The sequence below is a fragment of the Nonomuraea sp. NPDC049649 genome (genome assembly GCF_040675175.1).
GTDB lineage: Bacteria > Actinomycetota > Actinomycetes > Streptosporangiales > Streptosporangiaceae > Nonomuraea.
This window is the reverse complement of the sequence record NZ_JBFAOH010000003.1, coordinates 378,102-395,156: the sequence shown is the minus strand read 5'-3', so window position 1 is coordinate 395,156 and position 17,055 is coordinate 378,102. Positions and strand designations below refer to the sequence as shown.

General features: G+C 73.1%; 14 protein-coding genes. 9 read left to right on the top strand and 5 right to left on the bottom strand.

Annotated elements, in window-relative coordinates:
• Positions 1-10 precede the first annotated feature (10 nt).
• Complete coding sequence (locus tag AB0J42_RS07070) at positions 11-1,345, top strand: O-acetylhomoserine aminocarboxypropyltransferase/cysteine synthase family protein (RefSeq protein WP_364289806.1); 1,335 nt, start codon at positions 11-13, stop codon at positions 1,343-1,345.
• Positions 1,342-1,824, top strand: a complete 483-nt coding sequence (locus tag AB0J42_RS07065; RefSeq protein WP_364289804.1) for a CoA-binding protein — start codon at positions 1,342-1,344, stop codon at positions 1,822-1,824. The genes AB0J42_RS07070 and AB0J42_RS07065 overlap by 4 nt, the downstream gene beginning before the upstream one ends.
• Positions 1,825-1,882: 58 nt before the next feature.
• Here the strand turns inward: AB0J42_RS07065 and AB0J42_RS07060 are convergent, their stop codons facing one another.
• From AB0J42_RS07060 to AB0J42_RS07045, 4 genes are all read right to left on the bottom strand, one after another.
• Complete coding sequence (locus tag AB0J42_RS07060; RefSeq protein ID WP_364289802.1) at positions 1,883-2,980, bottom strand: DUF6183 family protein; 1,098 nt, start codon at positions 2,978-2,980, stop codon at positions 1,883-1,885.
• Between the two features lie 68 nt (positions 2,981-3,048).
• Positions 3,049-4,719 (bottom strand): acyl-CoA dehydrogenase family protein, encoded by a 1,671-nt coding sequence (locus AB0J42_RS07055; RefSeq protein WP_364289800.1) that lies wholly within the window; start codon positions 4,717-4,719, stop codon positions 3,049-3,051.
• A 38-nt stretch (positions 4,720-4,757) separates the two neighbouring features.
• Positions 4,758-5,780, bottom strand: a complete 1,023-nt coding sequence (locus tag AB0J42_RS07050) for a hypothetical protein (RefSeq protein ID WP_364289798.1) — start codon at positions 5,778-5,780, stop codon at positions 4,758-4,760.
• A gap of 65 nt (positions 5,781-5,845) precedes the next feature.
• Entirely contained in the window at positions 5,846-7,243 is a 1,398-nt protein-coding gene (locus AB0J42_RS07045) for a glutamate--cysteine ligase (protein ID WP_364289796.1), read from the bottom strand.
• 93 nt (positions 7,244-7,336) lie between these two features.
• Between AB0J42_RS07045 and AB0J42_RS07040 the strand changes: the two genes are divergently transcribed.
• The 7 genes from AB0J42_RS07040 to AB0J42_RS07010 all read left to right on the top strand — a co-directional run bounded on the left by AB0J42_RS07040 (position 7,337) and on the right by AB0J42_RS07010 (position 15,899).
• The gene (locus AB0J42_RS07040) at positions 7,337-8,368 is read left to right on the top strand and encodes a zinc-dependent alcohol dehydrogenase family protein (RefSeq protein WP_364289794.1); all 1,032 of its coding nucleotides are present in this window, start codon (positions 7,337-7,339) and stop codon (positions 8,366-8,368) included.
• A 44-nt stretch (positions 8,369-8,412) separates the two neighbouring features.
• Positions 8,413-9,381, top strand: a complete 969-nt coding sequence (locus tag AB0J42_RS07035; RefSeq protein WP_364289792.1) for an aldo/keto reductase — start codon at positions 8,413-8,415, stop codon at positions 9,379-9,381.
• 52 nt (positions 9,382-9,433) lie between these two features.
• Positions 9,434-10,318, top strand: coding sequence for a hypothetical protein (locus AB0J42_RS07030; protein ID WP_364289790.1), 885 nt, complete (start codon positions 9,434-9,436; stop codon positions 10,316-10,318).
• A 44-nt stretch (positions 10,319-10,362) separates the two neighbouring features.
• Positions 10,363-12,045 carry a DNA polymerase/3'-5' exonuclease PolX gene (polX, locus tag AB0J42_RS07025; RefSeq protein WP_364289788.1) on the top strand — a complete coding sequence of 561 codons (1,683 nt, stop codon included), beginning with the start codon at positions 10,363-10,365 and terminating at the stop codon, positions 12,043-12,045.
• Between the two features lie 148 nt (positions 12,046-12,193).
• Positions 12,194-13,300 carry a sulfite oxidase gene (locus AB0J42_RS07020; RefSeq protein ID WP_364289786.1) on the top strand — a complete coding sequence of 369 codons (1,107 nt, stop codon included), beginning with the start codon at positions 12,194-12,196 and terminating at the stop codon, positions 13,298-13,300.
• A gap of 144 nt (positions 13,301-13,444) precedes the next feature.
• Entirely contained in the window at positions 13,445-14,929 is a 1,485-nt protein-coding gene (locus tag AB0J42_RS07015; protein WP_364289784.1) for a wax ester/triacylglycerol synthase family O-acyltransferase, read from the top strand.
• A gap of 22 nt (positions 14,930-14,951) precedes the next feature.
• Positions 14,952-15,899 carry an aldo/keto reductase gene (locus AB0J42_RS07010; protein ID WP_364289782.1) on the top strand — a complete coding sequence of 316 codons (948 nt, stop codon included), beginning with the start codon at positions 14,952-14,954 and terminating at the stop codon, positions 15,897-15,899.
• Positions 15,900-16,006: 107 nt separating this feature from the next.
• Here the strand turns inward: AB0J42_RS07010 and AB0J42_RS07005 are convergent, their stop codons facing one another.
• A complete protein-coding gene (locus tag AB0J42_RS07005; protein WP_364289780.1) occupies positions 16,007-17,026 on the bottom strand; it encodes a polyprenyl synthetase family protein in 1,020 nt (339 codons plus the stop codon).
• Between the last annotated feature and the right edge of the window lie 29 nt (positions 17,027-17,055).

The window sequence follows — 17,055 nt, the reverse complement described above, 5'->3', positions numbered from 1 at the left end:
GAGGAATCCGTTGACCGACCAGCTCCCCGACACCGAGGAAGCCCGCGAGTTCGGCTTCGAGACCCGGCAGCTCCACGCCGGGCAGCGGCCGGACCCCAACACGGGCGCCCGCGCGGTGCCGATCTTCCAGACGACCAGCTACGTCTTCGAGGATCCCGAGTCCGCCGCGGCCTATTTCAACCTCAAGGAGTACGGGAACACGTACTCGCGCATCATGAACCCGACCGTCGCCGTCTTCGAGGAGCGGGTGGCGAACCTCGAAGGCGGCAGCGGCGCGGTCGCGTTCGCCAGCGGCATCGCCGCCCAGGCGGCCGCCCTGTTCACGCTGCTGGAGCCGGGCGACCACATCGTCTCGTCCTCGGCCCTGTACGGCGGCACGGTGAACCAGCTCAAGCACCTGCTGCGCAAGATGGGCGTGGAGCTGAGCTGGGCCGACCCCGACGACCCGGAGGCGTGGCGCAAGGCGGTCCGGCCGAACACCAAGGCGTTCTTCGGCGAGACGATCGGCAACCCCTCCGGGAACGTGCTCGACATCGAGACCCTGGCGGGCATCGCGCACGAGCACGAGCTGCCGCTGATCGTCGACAACACGTTCGCGACCCCGTACCTGTGCCGCCCGATCGAGTGGGGCGCCGACATCGTGATCCACTCGGCGACCAAGTTCATCGGCGGCCACGGCACCAGCATCGGCGGGGTCGTCGTCGAGGCGGGCACATTCGACTGGTCCAACGGGCGTTTCCCGGTGATCGCCGAGCCGTCGCCCGCCTACCACGGCCTGAAGTTCCACGAGACGTTCGGCGAGTACGGCTACCTGATGAAGCTGCGCGCCGAGACCCTGCGCGACCTGGGCGCGGCGCTCTCCCCGTTCAACGCCTTCATGTTCCTGCAGGGTCTGGAGACGCTGTCGCTGCGGATGGACCGGCACGTCCAGAACGCGCTGAAGGTGGCGGCGTTCCTGGAGTCGCACGAGCTGGCCTCCAACGTCAACTACCCGGGCCTGCCGGACAGCAAGTACCGGCCGCTGGTCGAGAAGTACCTGCCGCGCGGCGCCGGGGCGGTGTTCTCCTTCGACTGCGCCGGGGGCCGGGCCGGCGGGCAGAATTTCATCGCCGGTCTGACGCTCTGGTCGCACCTGGCGAACGTCGGCGACGCGAAGAGCCTGGTCATCCACCCGGGCAGCACCACGCACCGCCAGCTGAGCGACGACGAGCTGCGCGCGGCCGGCGTCGGGCCGGGCACGGTGCGCCTGTCGGTGGGCCTGGAGGACGCCGACGACCTCATCTGGGACCTGGAGCAGGGTTTCGCCCGGGTCGCCGCGACGGCCGGGAAGGCGGACAAGGCATGATCGAGCTCGACCGCTACCAGGACGCGCTGACCATCCAGCGCGTCCTGCACTCCAGCAAGACGATCGCCGTCGTGGGGCTGTCCGGCAACGAGCTGCGGGCCAGCTACTTCGTCGGCTACTACCTCAAGCGGCACGGCTACCGGGTGATCCCGGTCAACCCCCGCGAGACCGAGGTGCTCGGCGAGACCAGCTACCCGAGCCTGCTCGACGTGCCCGACCGGGTCGACCTGGTGAACGTGTTCCGGGCGCCGGACGCGCTGCCGGGCATCGCGCGGGAGGCCGTGCAGATCGGCGCCCGCTCCCTGTGGTGCCAGTTCGGCGTGATCAACGAGGAGGGCGCCCGGATCGCCGAGGACGGCGGCCTGAGCGTGGTCATGGACCGGTGCATCAAGGTCGAGCACGCCCGCTACGTGGGCCGGATGCACTGGCTCGGCTTCAACACCAAGCGGATCACCTCGGTCCGGGGCGGGATCCAGTAGGCACCTCAGCCCGTGCCGGTGGCGGCCAGGAGGCGGTCACGTCAGTCTGGTCGGCGCCTCAGTCCGTGTCGGTCGCGGCCAGGACGTGCAGCAGCAGGCGGTCGGTGTCGAGGGCCGCGACGCCCACGTCCCAGGCCACCTGGTGGAACCAGGCGGTCGAGGCGTCGAACAGCGCCCAAGACCGGTCGGCGGCCTCCTCGATGCGGGAGCCACCGGCCAGCGCCGTCATCGACTGCCAGGCCAGCAGCCGCCCGTAGGCGCCGCCCCGGCCGCCGCCGTAGGCGCCGCCGTGGGCGGCCGCCGCGAACAGCACCCGCATCACCTCCGACGGGGTGGCGGTGCGCACGCTCAGCTCGCCCTCGCCGTCGAGGCAGGCCAGCCCGAGCCCTTCCAGCAGGTCCGCGTCCAGCTCGGCCGGCATCGCCAGCCGGAACGCGCGCGCCTCGACGCGGCCGTTGGAGTCGCGCACCCAGTTCTCCACGGCGGCGGCGAGCAGGGCGGGGGCCAGCAGCTCGACGGCGGGCATCCGGTGACCCGGCCGCCGGGGGAAGCCGGAGCGCTCGTCGGGGCCGAACGGCATCGCGTGGGAGGCGCCGCGCACGCTGTAGGAGGGCAGGTCGAGCGCGTCCTCGAAGTCGAGCAGGGCGAGCGGGAGCACGGCCAGCGGGTGGTTGGCGTCGGCCAGGTGGGCGGCCACCCGGCGGGCGGCCCCCTCCTGGCCGATGTACGGGTGACGGAGCACCAGCTCCTGCGTCAGGCAGGCGAACAGTTCGGGCGCTCGCTCGTACTCCTCGAAGAGCGGCAGCAGGTGTTCGGGCGGCTGGGCCGAGGCGAGCAGCGCCGCGACCCGCCGGATCCGCGCCCCGCCGTCTTCCCGGTTCTCCTCGGCGGACGGCCCGCCTTCTTCTGGGTTCTCCTGGGAGGCCAGGCGTACGGACAGGGCCGCGAACTCGGCGCCCGGGGTCAGCGCCAGGGCCCGCTCGACATGGTCCAGGACGGCGTCGCGCTGCCAGCCGGGCTCGCCGCCGCGCAGGGCCAGGGCGAGCTCGTACAGCTCCCCGGCCCGGCCCTCGGCGGCGGCCCGTTCGACCAGGTCGCAGTGGCGACTGACGTCCTCGGCGCCGGCCAGGCCGGCCGGCAGCTCGTTCAGCGGCATGGGCGTCCTTGAGGTTGATCGGGAACGCAGCATACAAGCCGCCCCGATCTTCGGCGAGCCCCTGCCGATCAGGGGGTGAACGCCCCCGAGACGAGCTCGTCGAAGCGGTCCAGGTCCTCGGCGGGGCGGTCGAGGCCGCGCAGCGGGCCGTGGTCGGCCAGGTGCGCCTCGGCGTAGAGGCGGGCGACCAGGGCCTTGCGCGTGCCGTGACCCGCGCGCTCCTCCCAGCCCGCCTGCTCGACCAGCAGCGCGGCCGCGTACACGTCGGCCATGAACTGGGCCAGCGGGTACAGCCGGGCCTCGGCCACCTCCGGGCCGAGCGAGGACCACACGGTGATCGCCTTGCGCAGGTCGTCGATCCGGTCCCGGACCAGCGACCAGTCGCCGGACGGCGCGCCCTCGACGGCCTTGGTCAGGCGCTCCAGGAAGGGCTCGTGGGCGTTCTCGCGGTGCATGGCGCGGCGGACGTCGAGGCAGAGGATGTGGTCGCCGCCCTCCCAGACGGGGTTGACCTGGGCGTCGCGGAGCAGCCTGGCGACCGGCCACTGCTCGATGTAGCCGTTGCCGCCGTGCACCTCGATGGCGTCGCTGGCGGCGGTGACGCCGAGCCGGGAGGCGCGCAGCTTGACGAGGGCGGGGGCGAGGCGGAGGCGGGGGCCGACGTGGGCGTCGAAGACGAGGGTCTGGACGGCCTCGGCCTCCACGATCAGCTCGGCCAGCTTGCGGCGCATGAGCGGCTGATCGGCGAGCGGGCGGCCGAACGCCTCGCGGGCCCGGGCGTAGCAGAGCGACTCGACCAGGGCGCGCCGGGCGACGCCCGCGCCCATCATGGCGACGCCGAGCCGGGAGGCGTTGGTGAGCTTCATCATCGTGCCGAGCCCGGAGCCGGAGCCGGGGCCGGCCAGCAGGAACGCCTCGGCGCCGGTGAACTCGACCTCGGCGGAGGCGACGGAGCGGGTGCCGAGCTTGTCCTTCAGCCGCCTGATCCGCACCCCGTTGCGGGTGCCGTCGCGGCGCTCCCACAGCACCAGGAACGGCGCCACCGAGCCGTCGTGGCGGGCCAGCACCACGAACGCGGACCCGTTGGCGTTGGAGGCGAACCACTTCAGGCCGGTCAGTTTGAAGGCGTCGCCGTCGGGCTCGGCGACCGTCTCCAGGGCGGCCAGGTCGGATCCGCCGGTCCGCTCGGTGAACATCTGGGCGGCCTCGCCGGAGTAGTCGCCGTGCGCGAAGATCTCCCGTACCCGCTGTCTGACGTCCTCGGGGGCGAACCGTTCGGCGAGCGAGACGACCATCTCGCCGCCGGTGCCGAGCGCGCAGCCCATGCCGATGTCGGCCTGGTCGAGCAGGTAGGTCCAGGCGGCGGCGAGCGCGTCCGGGTCGGCGCCGTGCGCGCGGGCCTGCTCGGCGAAGGCGGGAGAGGTGAAGTTGTCGGCCAGGATCGCCTCGCGGGCGGCGTGGAACGAGGGCGGCATGACGACCTCGCTGATGTCGCGCCCCCACTTGTCATATTTCTCCAGCCTTGGCGGGTTGCGGTCGGTCTCCTCCGCGTAGGCGGCGACCGGGCCGCCCATGAGCGCGCCGAGCCGGTCGAGGTGCGGCTCGGCCCAGGCGTAGCCGTCGCCGAGGTAGCGGCGCATGAGCAGCTGGAGCGACGGGTCGCAGCGCCACCAGTTGCGCCCGGCGGCGCCCTGGTAGCGCTCGGTCGCGTAACGGTCGCTGGAGTCGAACGGTTCCACGAGATAACGGTTGTGACGCCCCATACCTCCGAACATTGTCAAAGACGGACGCCGAACACCACCCGCTTGCCCTGGTACTCGGTGAGGCTCCACACCTTGGTGCCGCGCACGGTCAGGTCCTCCGGGCCGATCGGCCACGGCCGCCGGTCCACCTTGCCGTCCTCGTACACGTACAGGGTGCCGTTGTTGCGCGAGCCGTTGGACTGGCTCAGGTACCAGCGGCCGTCGCGGGAGACGGCGCCCTGGATCTTCTCGTGCCCCATCACGTACGCGTCCCTGGGCTCGCCGTCGAGGTCCAGGTTCCAGCGGACGACCCGGCCGCGCGGGTGGTCGGCGGCGTACTCGCCGGAGATCAGCGTGTGCGGGGTGGTGCTGCGGTCCAGCCCGACGAAGGAGAACCGGGCGCCTTTGTCCGCGACGCGCCAGAAGTCGGTCTGCGGGATGACGTAGCGGTAGCCGAAGGCGTGCAGCCGGCCTCCGTGCCGGCCGACCCGCTGTCCGTCGCCGAGGTCGGGCTGGGCGCTGCTCAGGTCGAGGATCTTGCCGAGGTCGAAGACGCGCAGGCCCCTGCTGGTGTCGGCGACGTAGAGCAGGTCGCCGTAGCAGGCGACGCCGCCCGCGTGGATGTCGATCGGTCTGTACGAGCCGTCGGGGGCGGCCTCGACCAGCAGCGCGTGCCGGTACTTGAGCGTCGAGGGGCTGAGGAACGTCACCCTGATGCCGCGCTCGCCCTGCTCGGGCCGGTAGTACCAGGTGGCGAGGAAGACCGAGACCGGGAGCGTGCCGGAGTCCGCTCCGCAGGTCAGGCCCTGCGGGAACCAGTCGGCGGTCTCCTGGTCGCCCCGGTCGAACGCGTACCACACCGACGGCTTGGGCATCGAGCCGAACGCGGCGGGCGCGCCCCTGCGCACCGCGGTCCGGTTCGCGTCGGCCAGGACCTGTTTCACGGGCGTCGCGCGCAGCTCCCCGGCCAGCTTCGCCGCGCCCTCCGCGAGGGTCCCGGTGTCTTGTAAGAGCCGGAAGGGGGCCGGGTCGGTCGGCGTCATCCCCGTGTCAGCCATGAGTCCTCCGTTTTCCCATCTGTCCCAAGAGTCTGACGGAGGGGGTGACGAGATGGTTGCGTCACTCAGGGCCACAGGTGCACCGGGAGTCCCGACAGCGCCAGCTCGCGGTAGCGGCGCACCATGCGGCCCCGGTCGCCGCCGTACTCGGCCAGCTTCTCCCGCTGCCAGGCCGAGCCGGTGCGGCGCAGCCGGGTGCGCTGCTCGATCACGCCGAGCGCCCAGTCGACGTCGGTGACGGAGACGCCGTGGGCCAGCAGCGCGGCGCGCGCCTCGGGCAGCAGGCTCAGCACCAGGTCGGCGGCCTCGAACTCGCCGTCGCGGCCGGGCCACGACAGCTTGGCGCCCAGCCCGTGCATGGCGGCCCGGTAGAAGTTCTGGTACGCCTCCGCGAACCGGTAGCCGGTGAGGTCGCGCTCGGCCTGCGCCAGCGTGAGCCCGAGCAGGAACGCGGTGTTGGCGGCCATGTCGGCGCAGGACGGCCCGGCGGGCAGGGCGCGCATCTCGATGCGCAGGTGGCCGCCCTCGGCGGGGTCGTAGACGGGCCGGTTCCACTGCCAGATCGTGCCCTGGTGCAGCCGCAGCTCGGGCACGTCCGTCCGCTCGCCCTCCTCGGCGAGGTACGGGACGACCGGGTCGTAGTCGTTGACGTAGCGTTCGAAGAGCTCGTACGCGCCCTCGCGCACCCAGTCGGAGCCGAACGTCACCCGGCCGTCCCTGCGGTAGAGCCGCTCCACGTCGCGGTCGTCGGCCGCCTCCTCGAACAGCGCGATCCTGGTCTCCTCCCAGAGCGGGCGCCCCAGGAACATCGGGGCGTTGCCGCACGCGGCCAGGACCGGGCCGATGGCGAGCTGTGCGGCGTTGAACAGGCGGGCGAACCGGTCCGGCGGGACCCGCAGGTGCACCTGCCAGGAGGTGTTGGCGCTCTCCAGGACGACGTTCTCCACCCGCAGCTCCAGGTCCTCGATCTTGACCAGGAACGGTTCCAGCCGCAGCCGCCGCAGGCCCCTGCTCAGCGCATCGTAACGGTTCTCCTCGCTCATCGCGTCGAGGGTGAAGTCCTCGGTGTCCAACGTGGGCAGGATGCCGATGGGCAGCGCGCCGCCGCCCTCGACGGCCTCGTCCACCTTGCAGAGCGTCTCCTGGATCTCCGCCCCCATCCGCTCGAACGGCTGCCCGGCCAGCGGGATGGGGGTGAGGTTGACCTCCATGTTGTAGCGGCCCAGCTCCAGCACCACCCGCGGGTCGCCGAGGCGGTCGCGCACCTGGCTGTTGCGGGGCAGCGGGCGGCCCTTCCCGTCGATGAGGAAGAGCTCCAGCTCGGCGCCGATGGTGACCGGCCCCTCGCCGAAGCCGGGGCGGTCCAGCAGCTCCCGGAGCACGGCGAGCTGGTCGTGGAGCCGCTCGCCGAACTGCTGGAACTCGTTTTCCGTAAACCGTGCTTTATCCAGATCCTGTCCCATGCCCTGCCCTCTGTCCTGGGACGGGGGGTTGACACCTGCTTATCCCGCTCCGACCAGGCTTTGCGCAGGCTTCAGCGGGTCTAAGCTCAGGGGATGCGTGCTGTTGCCTTCGACGTCTTCGGCGGCGAGCTCGACCTGCGCGAGCTGCCCGACCCCGCGCCCGCCCCGCACGGGGCGGTGATCCGGGTCGAGTCCACCGGGCTGTGCCGCAGCGACTGGCACGGCTGGCAGGGCCACGACCCCGACATCCGCGCCCTGCCGCACGTGCCCGGCCACGAGCTGGCCGGAGTGGTGGAGGCCGTCGGCGCCGAGGTGCGCGAGTGGCGGCCCGGGGCGCGGGTGACGGTCCCGTTCGTCTGCGGGTGCGGGTCGTGCGCGGCCTGCCGGGCCGGCGAGCAGCAGGTGTGCGAGCGGCAGACGCAGCCGGGGTTCACCCACTGGGGCTCCTTCGCCGAGCTGGTGGCCGTCGACCACGCCGACGTCAACCTGATCGCGCTGCCGGAGGAGATGCCGTACGCGACCGCGGCCTCGCTCGGCTGCCGGTTCGCCACCGCGTTCCGGGCCGTCGACCAGGTCGCCGGGGTGCGGCCGGGCGAGTGGGTCGCGGTGCACGGCTGCGGCGGGGTCGGCCTGTCCGCCATCATGATCGCCACCGCGATGGGAGCCCGGGTGGTGGCCGTCGACATCAGCGCCGACGCCCTCCACCTGGCCGAACGGGCGGGGGCGACGCACTTCGTCGACGGCTCCGCGGGCGACTCGGCGAGCCAGGTGCGCGAGCTGACCAGGGGCGGCGCGCACGTGTCGATCGACGCGCTGGGCAGCCCCGCCACCTGCGCGGCGTCGGTGGAGAGCCTGCGCCGCCGGGGCCGCCACGTCCAGGTCGGGCTGCTGCCGGGCGGGGCGACGCCGGTGCCGATGAGCCGGGTGATCGCGCTGGAGCTGCGGGTGCTGGGCAGCCACGGCATGGCCGCTCACACGTACCCGCGGATGCTCGAGCTGATCAGGGCCGGCGTGCTCCACCCCGACCAGCTCGTCACCCGGACCATCGGGCTGGGCGACGCCGGCAAGGCGCTCGCCTCGATCGGCTCGGTTCCCGGCGTCACGATGATCAATCCGCGCTGCTGAAGGCGGCCCGCCAGCGGTGTTTCCGCCGGGTCTAGGGTGTGCCCATGGAATACATCCGGCTTGGTAGGACCGGTCTGCAGGTTTCGCGCGTCTGCCTCGGCATGATGAGCTACGGCGACCCGGCGAAACAGGAATGGGCGCTCACCCAGGACGCGGCCGAGCCGATCGTCCGCCGGGCGGCCGACGCGGGCGTGACGTTCTTCGACACCGCCGACGTCTACTCCGCCGGCGCCAGCGAGGTCGTCACCGGCAGCCTGCTGCGCAAGATCTTCCGCAGCCGCGACGACTACGTGCTGGCGACCAAGGTGTTCTTCCCGACCGGCCGCGGCGTCAACGACCGGGGCCTGTCGCGCAAGCACATTCACGCCGCGATCGACGCCTCCCTGCGGCGGCTCGGCACCGACCACGTGGACCTCTACCAGATCCACCGGTGGGACCCCGACACGCCCATCGAGGAGACGATGGAGGCGCTGCACGACGTGGTGAAGGCGGGCAAGGCCCGCTACATCGGCGCGTCCAGCATGTGGGCGTGGCAGTTCGCCAAGGCGCAGCACGTCGCCGAGGTGAACGGCTGGACGCGGTTCGTGTCGATGCAGAACCACTACAACCTGCTCTACCGCGAGGAGGAGCGGGAGATGCTGCCGCTCTGCCTCGACCAGGGCGTGGGCGTGATCCCGTGGAGCCCGCTGGCCCGCGGCGTGCTGGCCCGGGCGGGCGCCCCCGCCGACACCACCCGGACGGGCTCCGACGCGCGCATCGACGCCCTGTACGAGCCGGACGCCGACCGGCAGGTGCTGGACCGGGTGGCGGAGCTTTCGCGCGAGCGCGGCCTGCCCGCCGCGCAGATCGCGCTGGCCTGGCTGCTGCACCAGCCGGCGGTCACCGCGCCGATCGTGGGCGCGACCAAGGACCGCCACGTGGACGACGCGGTGGCGGCCGTGGCGGTGTCGCTGTCGGAGAAGGAACTGGCCTACCTGGCCGAGCCGTACCGGCCGCGCGAGGTCCGTTTCTGACACGTCCGATCGGTACAAGACGCGCGGGGGGCGGCTACCGGAGCATGGCGGTATGAGTCACGACCGTTCCGCGGCCGCCTCCTTCATGGCGGGCCATGCCCGGATTCTGGACCGGCGCCGGTTCGAGCTGCTGGAGGGCGGCGGCGACGTGGCCGGCGTGCTGTCCGCGCTCGACGCGTACCGCAACCCCGACGGCGGCTACGGGTGGGGGCTGGAGCCCGACCTGCGCTCGCCGGAGAGCCAGCCGGGCGCGGCGCTGCACGCCTTCGAGGTGATGGCGGAGATCGCGCCCGCGACGACGCCGCGGGCGGCGGCGCTCTGCGCCTGGCTGGAGTCGGTGACGTGCGACGACGGCGGGCTGCCGTTCGCGCTGCCGCTCGGCCTGCCCGCCGCGACCGCGCCCTGGTGGGCGGGCGCCGACCCGTCCGTCTCGTCGCTCCAGATCACCAGCGTGTCGGCGGCCGCGGCGCACCGGGTGGCCGCGCACGACCCCGCCGTGGCCGCCCACCCGTGGCCGCGCCGGGCCACCGCCTACTGCCTGGAGGCGATCGGCGCGCTGCGGGAGCCGCCGGGGGCGTACGTGCTGGCGTTCGCGGTGCGTTTCCTGGACGCCGTGTACGAGTCGTACCCCGAGGCGGCGGAGCTGCTGGCGCGGCTGGGAGAGCTGGTGCCCGCCGACGGAAGGGTCCCGGTGGAGGGCGGCACCGCGGACGAGGCGCTGCGCCCGCTCGACTTCGCCCCGTACCCGGACCGGCCGGCGCGCGAGCTGTTCGCGCCCGGCGTGATCGAGGCGGACCTGGACCGGCTGGCGGCCGAGCAGCGCGAGGACGGCGGGTGGACGGTCGACTACGCGCGCATCTCGCCCGCCGGGGCGCTGGAATGGCGGGGCGCGATCACCGTGTGGGCGATGGACGTGCTGCGCCGCAACGGCCGCTGATTTGTCGCGCCGATTTGTCTGAGGCGTTGCCTAAGCTGAGGCGCATGGCACGGGCAAACGAGGAGGCGGCCGCCGCCCTCCAGGAGTACGCGGAGCTGTTCGCGCTGACCGGCGGCGACGCCTTCCGGGTGCGCAGCTACCAGAAGGCCGCCAAGGCCATCGCCGGCTTCCCCGACGACATCGCGACGGCCGACGTGCGCAGCGTGCCCGGGGTGGGCCAGGCGATCGCGAAGAAGGTGGCGGAGTTCCTGGAGCGCGGGAGCTTCCGCCAGCTCGACGACCTGCGCGGCCGGGTGCCCGAGGGGGTCAGGCGGCTGACGCGGGTGCCCACGCTCGGGCCGAAGACGGCGATCCTGCTGTACGAGGAGTTCGGCGTCGACTCGCCGGCCGCGCTCCGCGAGGCGATCGAGGCCGGCCGGCTCAAGGGGGTCAAGGGGTTCGGCCCGAAGACGCTGGCCAACCTGCTCAAGGGCGTCGAGGAGCTGGAGCGGTCGGGGCTGCGGGTCCACATCGGCGTCGCGACGGCCCTGGCCGAGCAGGTGATGGCCTCGCTGCGGGCCGAGCGCGTCGCCTGCGCCGGGTCGCTGCGCCGGATGCGCGACACGATCGGCGACATCGACATCCTCGCCGTCGCGCCGCCGTCGATCATGGCGGAGTTCCGCGCCCAGCCGTACGTCGCCGAGGTGATCGCGGCGGGTGAGAAGAAGACGTCCGTCCGCACCACCTCCGGCGTCCAGGTCGACCTGCGGGTGGTGCCCGCCGAGTCGTGGGGCGCGGCGCTGCAGTACTTCACCGGCTCCATGGAGCACAACGTCGCCGTCCGGGAGCTGGCGGTCAAGAAGGGCTGGAAGCTCTCGGAGTACGGGCTGTTCGAGGGCGACCGGGTGATCGCCGCCGAGACGGAGGAGGACATCTACGCGGCGCTCGGCATGCAGTACGTGCCGCCGCCGCTGCGCGAGGACGGCGGCGAGGTGCGGGCGGCGCTGGCCGGCGAGCTGCCCGACCTGGTGGAGCTCGCCGACCTGCGCGGCGACCTGCACACCCACACCGACCTGACCGACGGCGTCGCCTCGCTGGAGGAGATGGTGGCGGCCGCCCAGGCCCGGGGCTACTCCTACTTCGCCGTCACCGACCACGCGCCCGACCTGACGATGCAGCGGATGACCCTCGACAAGGCGCTGGAGCAGCGCGAGCGGCTGGCCAAGCTGCAGGACCGCCATCCGGGGATGCGGCTGCTGCACGGCACCGAGCTCAACATCGCGCCCGACGGCTCGGTCGACTGGCCCGGCGAGGTCCTGCGCGGCTTCGACGTGCGGGTGGCCTCGATCCACTCCCACTTCACGATGGGCCGCGACGAGATGACCCGGCGCCTCATCGCCGCCTGCGAGAACCCGTACGTCGACATCATCGGCCACCCGACCACCCGCAAGATCGGCAGGCGCGGCATGATCGACGCCGACTGGGACGCCGTCTTCCGCGCCGCCGCCCGCACCGGCACCGCGATGGAGATCGACTCCTACCCCGACCGGTCCGACCTGCCGGCCGAGCTGGTGCGGCGGGCCCGGCACCACGGGGTGAAGTTCTCGATCGACAGCGACGCGCACGCGGTGCCGCACCTGGCCCACCAGCGGTTCGGCATCGGCATCGCGCAGCGGGCGTGGCTGACGGCCGACGACGTGATCAACACCTGGCCGCTGGACCGGCTGACGCGGTTCCTGGAGCGCTGATCCGGCCCGGTCCCGGGGATGTCCGGCCTCGGCCGTTCGGCGACCGCTGATTCGGGTATGTCCCCCTCCGTACTCCGGCTGAAGCGGTCCACTTCGCCGGCTCCCCCATGTCCGGACGCCCGCGGTGACTCAGGGGGAGGTGAAGGCGTTGAGGGGGACGCTGAGCGCGATCGTCAAACCGCTGCCGGCCGAGCTGTTCATCCGGCGCCCCGCCGACGCCGACAGCGGGCAGGCCGACAACGCGTATGACGACACCCTGGCGCACCGGAGCGGGAACGCCGAGATGCGCTGGGAGAGCATGGCCGGGCAGGGCTACCACACGCCCACCGACCGGTTCTTCGTGCGCCACCACACCCTCACCCCCCGGATCGACGCTGCCGAGTGGCGGCTGCGCGTTCACGGCGACGGGGTGCGGCGGCCGGTCGCGTTCGGCTACGACGAGCTGCTGAGCATGCCCGCCCGCACGATGGACGCGGCCGTCGAGTGCGCGGGCAACGGCAGGCGCTTCTACGGCACCCAGCAGGGCCTGCGGGCGCCGGGCGCGCAGTGGGGGCTCGGCGCGATCGGGGTGGCCCGGTGGCGCGGCGTGCCGCTGCGGGAGCTGCTGCGCGAGGCGGGGGTGCGCGAGGAGGCGGTCGACGTGGTGCCGGCCGGGCTCGACCCGCCGTTCGAGAGGTACGGGCGGGTACGCCGGCCGCTGCCCGTCTGGAAAGCGATGGACGATGTGCTGGTGGCCTATGAAATGAATGGCGAGCCGCTGCCGCCGGATCATGGATTTCCGGCCCGGCTGGTCGTTCCTGGATGGGCCGGAATCGCGTCGATCAAATGGCTCGGAGAAATTGAAGTATCCACTAACGCGGTTTTCACGGCGTGGAACACGGTCTTTTACCGGGGCATCGCCCGGCAGCCGGTGAAGAGCGCTTTCGAGCTCGCCTGGGACGCGCGGCTGCCGCTCGGCGAGCACCTGGTGCTGCGCGGCCGATCATGGTCCGGACGGGGGCGGATCGTCCGGGCCGAGGTCAGCTTCGACGGCGGCTGGAGCTGGCGTGACGCCGATCACCGGGGCGAACACCTGGTCGCGGCCTGGCTGCCGTGGCATGTGACGTGGGTGCCCGAGCATCCGGGGCGGCACGTGCTCATGGCCAGGGCCACCGACTCCTCGGGCGTCACGCAGCCGCTCGTCACCCCCTGGCATCCGGCCGGTTATCACTTCGACGCCGTGGTGCAACACCCCGTTCAGGTGGTGCTGGGTTAGGAAAATGTCACGCATCTCGGCTGAGCTGGGTATTCGGTCACCGCGCGGGCGACCCCCGGCAATTCATCTGAAAGACTCGCGCAGAAACACCATGGAAATACCCGTATGTGACGCTGACCACAATCTAGGAAAAGGGGAGAGCAGATGCGCCAGCTGACCGCGCTCGACGCGCAGTTCCTCGCCGTCGAGTCCGCGACGACCGCCGCGCACGTGGCCGGCCTGGCGATCCTGGACGCCGCCGACGGCCGCCTGAACCGCAGCGCGCTCGCCGAGCTCCTGCTGGAGCGCCTGCACCTGGCGCCCGCGCTCCGCCTCCGGCTGGTCGAGGTGCCGCTCGGCCTGGACCTGCCCTACTGGGCCGAGGACCCGGAGTTCGACATCGGCAACCACCTGTTCGAGCTGACGCTCCCCGCGCCGGGGGACGAGCGGCAGCTCGCGGAGGCGGTGGCGGAGATCCACGCCCGGCGGCTGGACCGGACCCGCCCGCTCTGGGAGATGCATCTGATCAACGGGCTGGCGGGCGGGAAGGCCGGCCTCTACACGAAGGTCCACCACGCGGCGATCGACGGGGTGTCGGGCGCGGAGACGCTCGCCGCCCTCCTCGACCTCTCCCCCGACGCGCCCCGCGCCCCCTCCCGGGGCGAGGGGGTGGTGTGCGAGCTGCCCGTCAAGATCGCGGGCGCGGACGAGACGCCGGGGCTGCTGGAGATGCTGGCCGGGGCCGCCGTGCACGGGGTGACCCAGCCGGTCCGGGCGCTGCGGTCGGCCGTGCGGGCGGCCGGCGACCTGGACGCCATCCCGCTGGCCGCGAACCTGCCCGGGGCCGGGCTGATCGCCAAAGCGGCCCGCCTGGTGACGCGCGAGCCGCGCGAACGGCCGCCGCTGCCCAGCCTGGCCGCGCCGAAGACCCCGTTCAACGGGCCGGTCAGCGGGCGGCGTCACCTGGCGTTCGGCTCGGTGTCCTGGAAGGACGTCAAGCTCGTCGCCCGGGCCAACGGCATGAGCGGCAACGACGTGGTCATGGCGATCTGCGCGACGGCGCTGCGGTCCTGGCTGGAGGAGCGGGCTGCGCTGCCGGACGAGCCGCTGGTCGCCGCCGTCCCCGTGGCGATGCGTACGCGCGACCGGCAGCGCATCGGCAACCACATCTCGGCCATGATCGCCCCGCTGCCGACGAACCTGCCCGACCCGAAGGAGCGGCTGCGGACGGTCGGCGCGACGATGAGCGCGGCCAAGCGCCGCTTCGCCGTCGCCCCGGCGAGCTGGGTGGGCGAGCTGTGCGCGCTGCTGCCCGCCCCGGTCACCGGGCTGGTCACCCCGGCGCTGTTCCGGTTCGCCGCGGCGGCCCGCCCGCCGGTCAACCTGATCATCAGCAACGTGCCGGGGCCGCAGTTCCCGCTCTACCTGTGCGGGAGCCGGGTGCTGTCCTACTACCCGATGTCGGTGGTGAGCGACGCGACGGGCGGGGTGACCATCACCTGCTTCTCCTACGACGGCATGCTCGACTTCGGCGTGGTGGCCTGCCCCGAGCGGATGGACGACGTGTGGAGCCTGCTCGGGCACCTGCGCCGGGCGCTGGACGAGCTGGTGGACAGGCCGGACGAGTACCGCGAGGAGGCGTCCTCCTGAGGCCGTGCCCCGGGAGTCCGCTATGAGAGCGATCGGCACCACGGACCTGACGGTGCACCCCGTGGCGCTGGGCACCAACGTGTTCGGCTGGACCGCGGGCCGGGAGGCGTCCTGGGCGGTGCTCGACGCCTACACCGGCGCCGGCGGGAACTTCGTCGACACCGCCGACAGCTACCCGTACTGGGCGACGGGCGAGTCCACCTCCGAGGCGCTGATCGGCGAGTGGATGGAGCGGCGCGGCAACCGCGACCGGCTCGTGCTGGCCACCAAGGTCGGCATGCTGGAAGGGCTCAAGGGGCTGGCGCCGCGGACGATCCGGACGGCGGTGGAGGCGTCGCTGCGCCGGTTGCGCACCGACCGCATCGACCTCTACTGGGCGCACGTCGACGACCGGGACACGCCGTTGGAGGAGACGCTGGGGACGTTCGGGGAGCTGATCCGCGAGGGCAAGGTGCGGCACGTCGGGGCGTCCAACTACGGTCCCGAGCGGCTGGCCGAGGCGCTGCGGGTGGCCGACTCGTGCGGGCTGCCCCGGTACGTGGCGCTGCAGCAGCCGTACAACCTGGTCGAGCGGACGTACGAGGGAGAGCTGCGGGACGTGGTCGCCCGGGAGGGGCTGTCCAGCACGCCCTACTACGGGCTGGCCCGCGGGTTCCTGACCGGCAAGTACCGGGACGGGGCGGAGGTCGACAGCCCGCGGGCGGCGACGGCGGCCCGCTACCTGCACACATCGCACGGGCGACGGACCCTGGAGGCGCTGGACGAGGTGGCGGCCGGGCGGCGGGCCGCGCCTGCCACGGTCGCCCTGGCGTGGCTGATCGCCCAGCCCACGGTCGCGGCGCCCATCACCAGCGCGCGCAGCGTCGAGCAGCTGCGGCCCCTGCTGGCCGCCGCGACCCTGACGCTGACGCCGGAGGAGCTGCGGCTGCTGGACCACGCGTCGCGCCCCACCCCGGAGGACCAGCCGTAGGACGGCGCGACCGGCGGTGACAGCCACAGGGGACGGCGCGACCCGCGACAACAGCCGCAGGGGGCGACGCGACCGGCGGTGACAGCCGCGGGGAACGGCGGGAGGGGTCAGCGGATGCGGCCGATCAGGGAGTCGCAGACCGCGCGCAGGGCGGCGGTGTCCGGGAGGCAGGCGTCCATGGTGGCCAGGGCGGCGGACAGGTGGCGACCGGCCAGGGTTTCGGCGGCGTCGCGGCCGCCGGCCTCCTCGACGAGGCGGGCCGCGCGCCGGACGGCCTCCTCGTCTCCGGGGGCGTCGTCGAGGAGGGCGGCCAGTTCGCGGGCGGGGGCGCCGCCGGCGGCGAGGGCGGCGAGCACGGGGTAGGTCTTCTTGCCGCGCCGCAGGTCGCTGTCGGCGGGCTTGCCGGTGACGCGGGGGTCGCCCCAGATGCCGAGGACGTCGTCCGCGAGCTGGAAGGCGACGCCCAGCTCGCGGCCCATCTCCCACAGGCGCGGGGCCAGCTCGGGCGCGCCGCCGAGGACGACGCCCGTGGCCGCGGCGGCGCCGAGCAGGGCGCCGGTCTTGCCGGCGGCCATCTCGGTGTACTCGGCGGTGGTCACCGCGCCGGTCCCGTGCCACGGGCGGTCCTCGAAGGCCATGTCGGCGGTCTGGCCCTGGACCAGCTCGACGAGGGCGTCCGACAGGTAGCGCATGGCCTCGCCGTCGCCGGCGAGCTGGGCGACGCCGAGCGCGAGCAGGGCGTCCCCGGCCAGCAGGGCCGGCCCCATGCCGTAAGCCTTCCAGAGGGCGGGGCGGTGCCTGCGCCGCTCGTCGTGGTCGATGATGTCGTCGTGGACGAGTGAGAAGGCGTGCACCAGCTCGACCGCGACGGCTGCGGGGATCGCGGATTCGGCGGTGCCACCGGCGGCCTCGGCGCTGAGGAGCGCGACGGCGGGGCGCACGCTCTTGCCGGAGTTGCCCTCGTACGGCCTGCCGTCGACGTCCGACCAGCCGAGGGAGAAGGCGGCCATCCTGGCGCTCCACGGATGCAGCCGCGACACCGCCGCACGCAGGGCTGGCTCGAACAGCCGCCGGCAGCGGCCGATCACCTCATCGCTGGCCGGTGCGGCCTGTTGTCCGAGTTCCACAGGTGCTCCTTCTCCTACGATCTTGAATC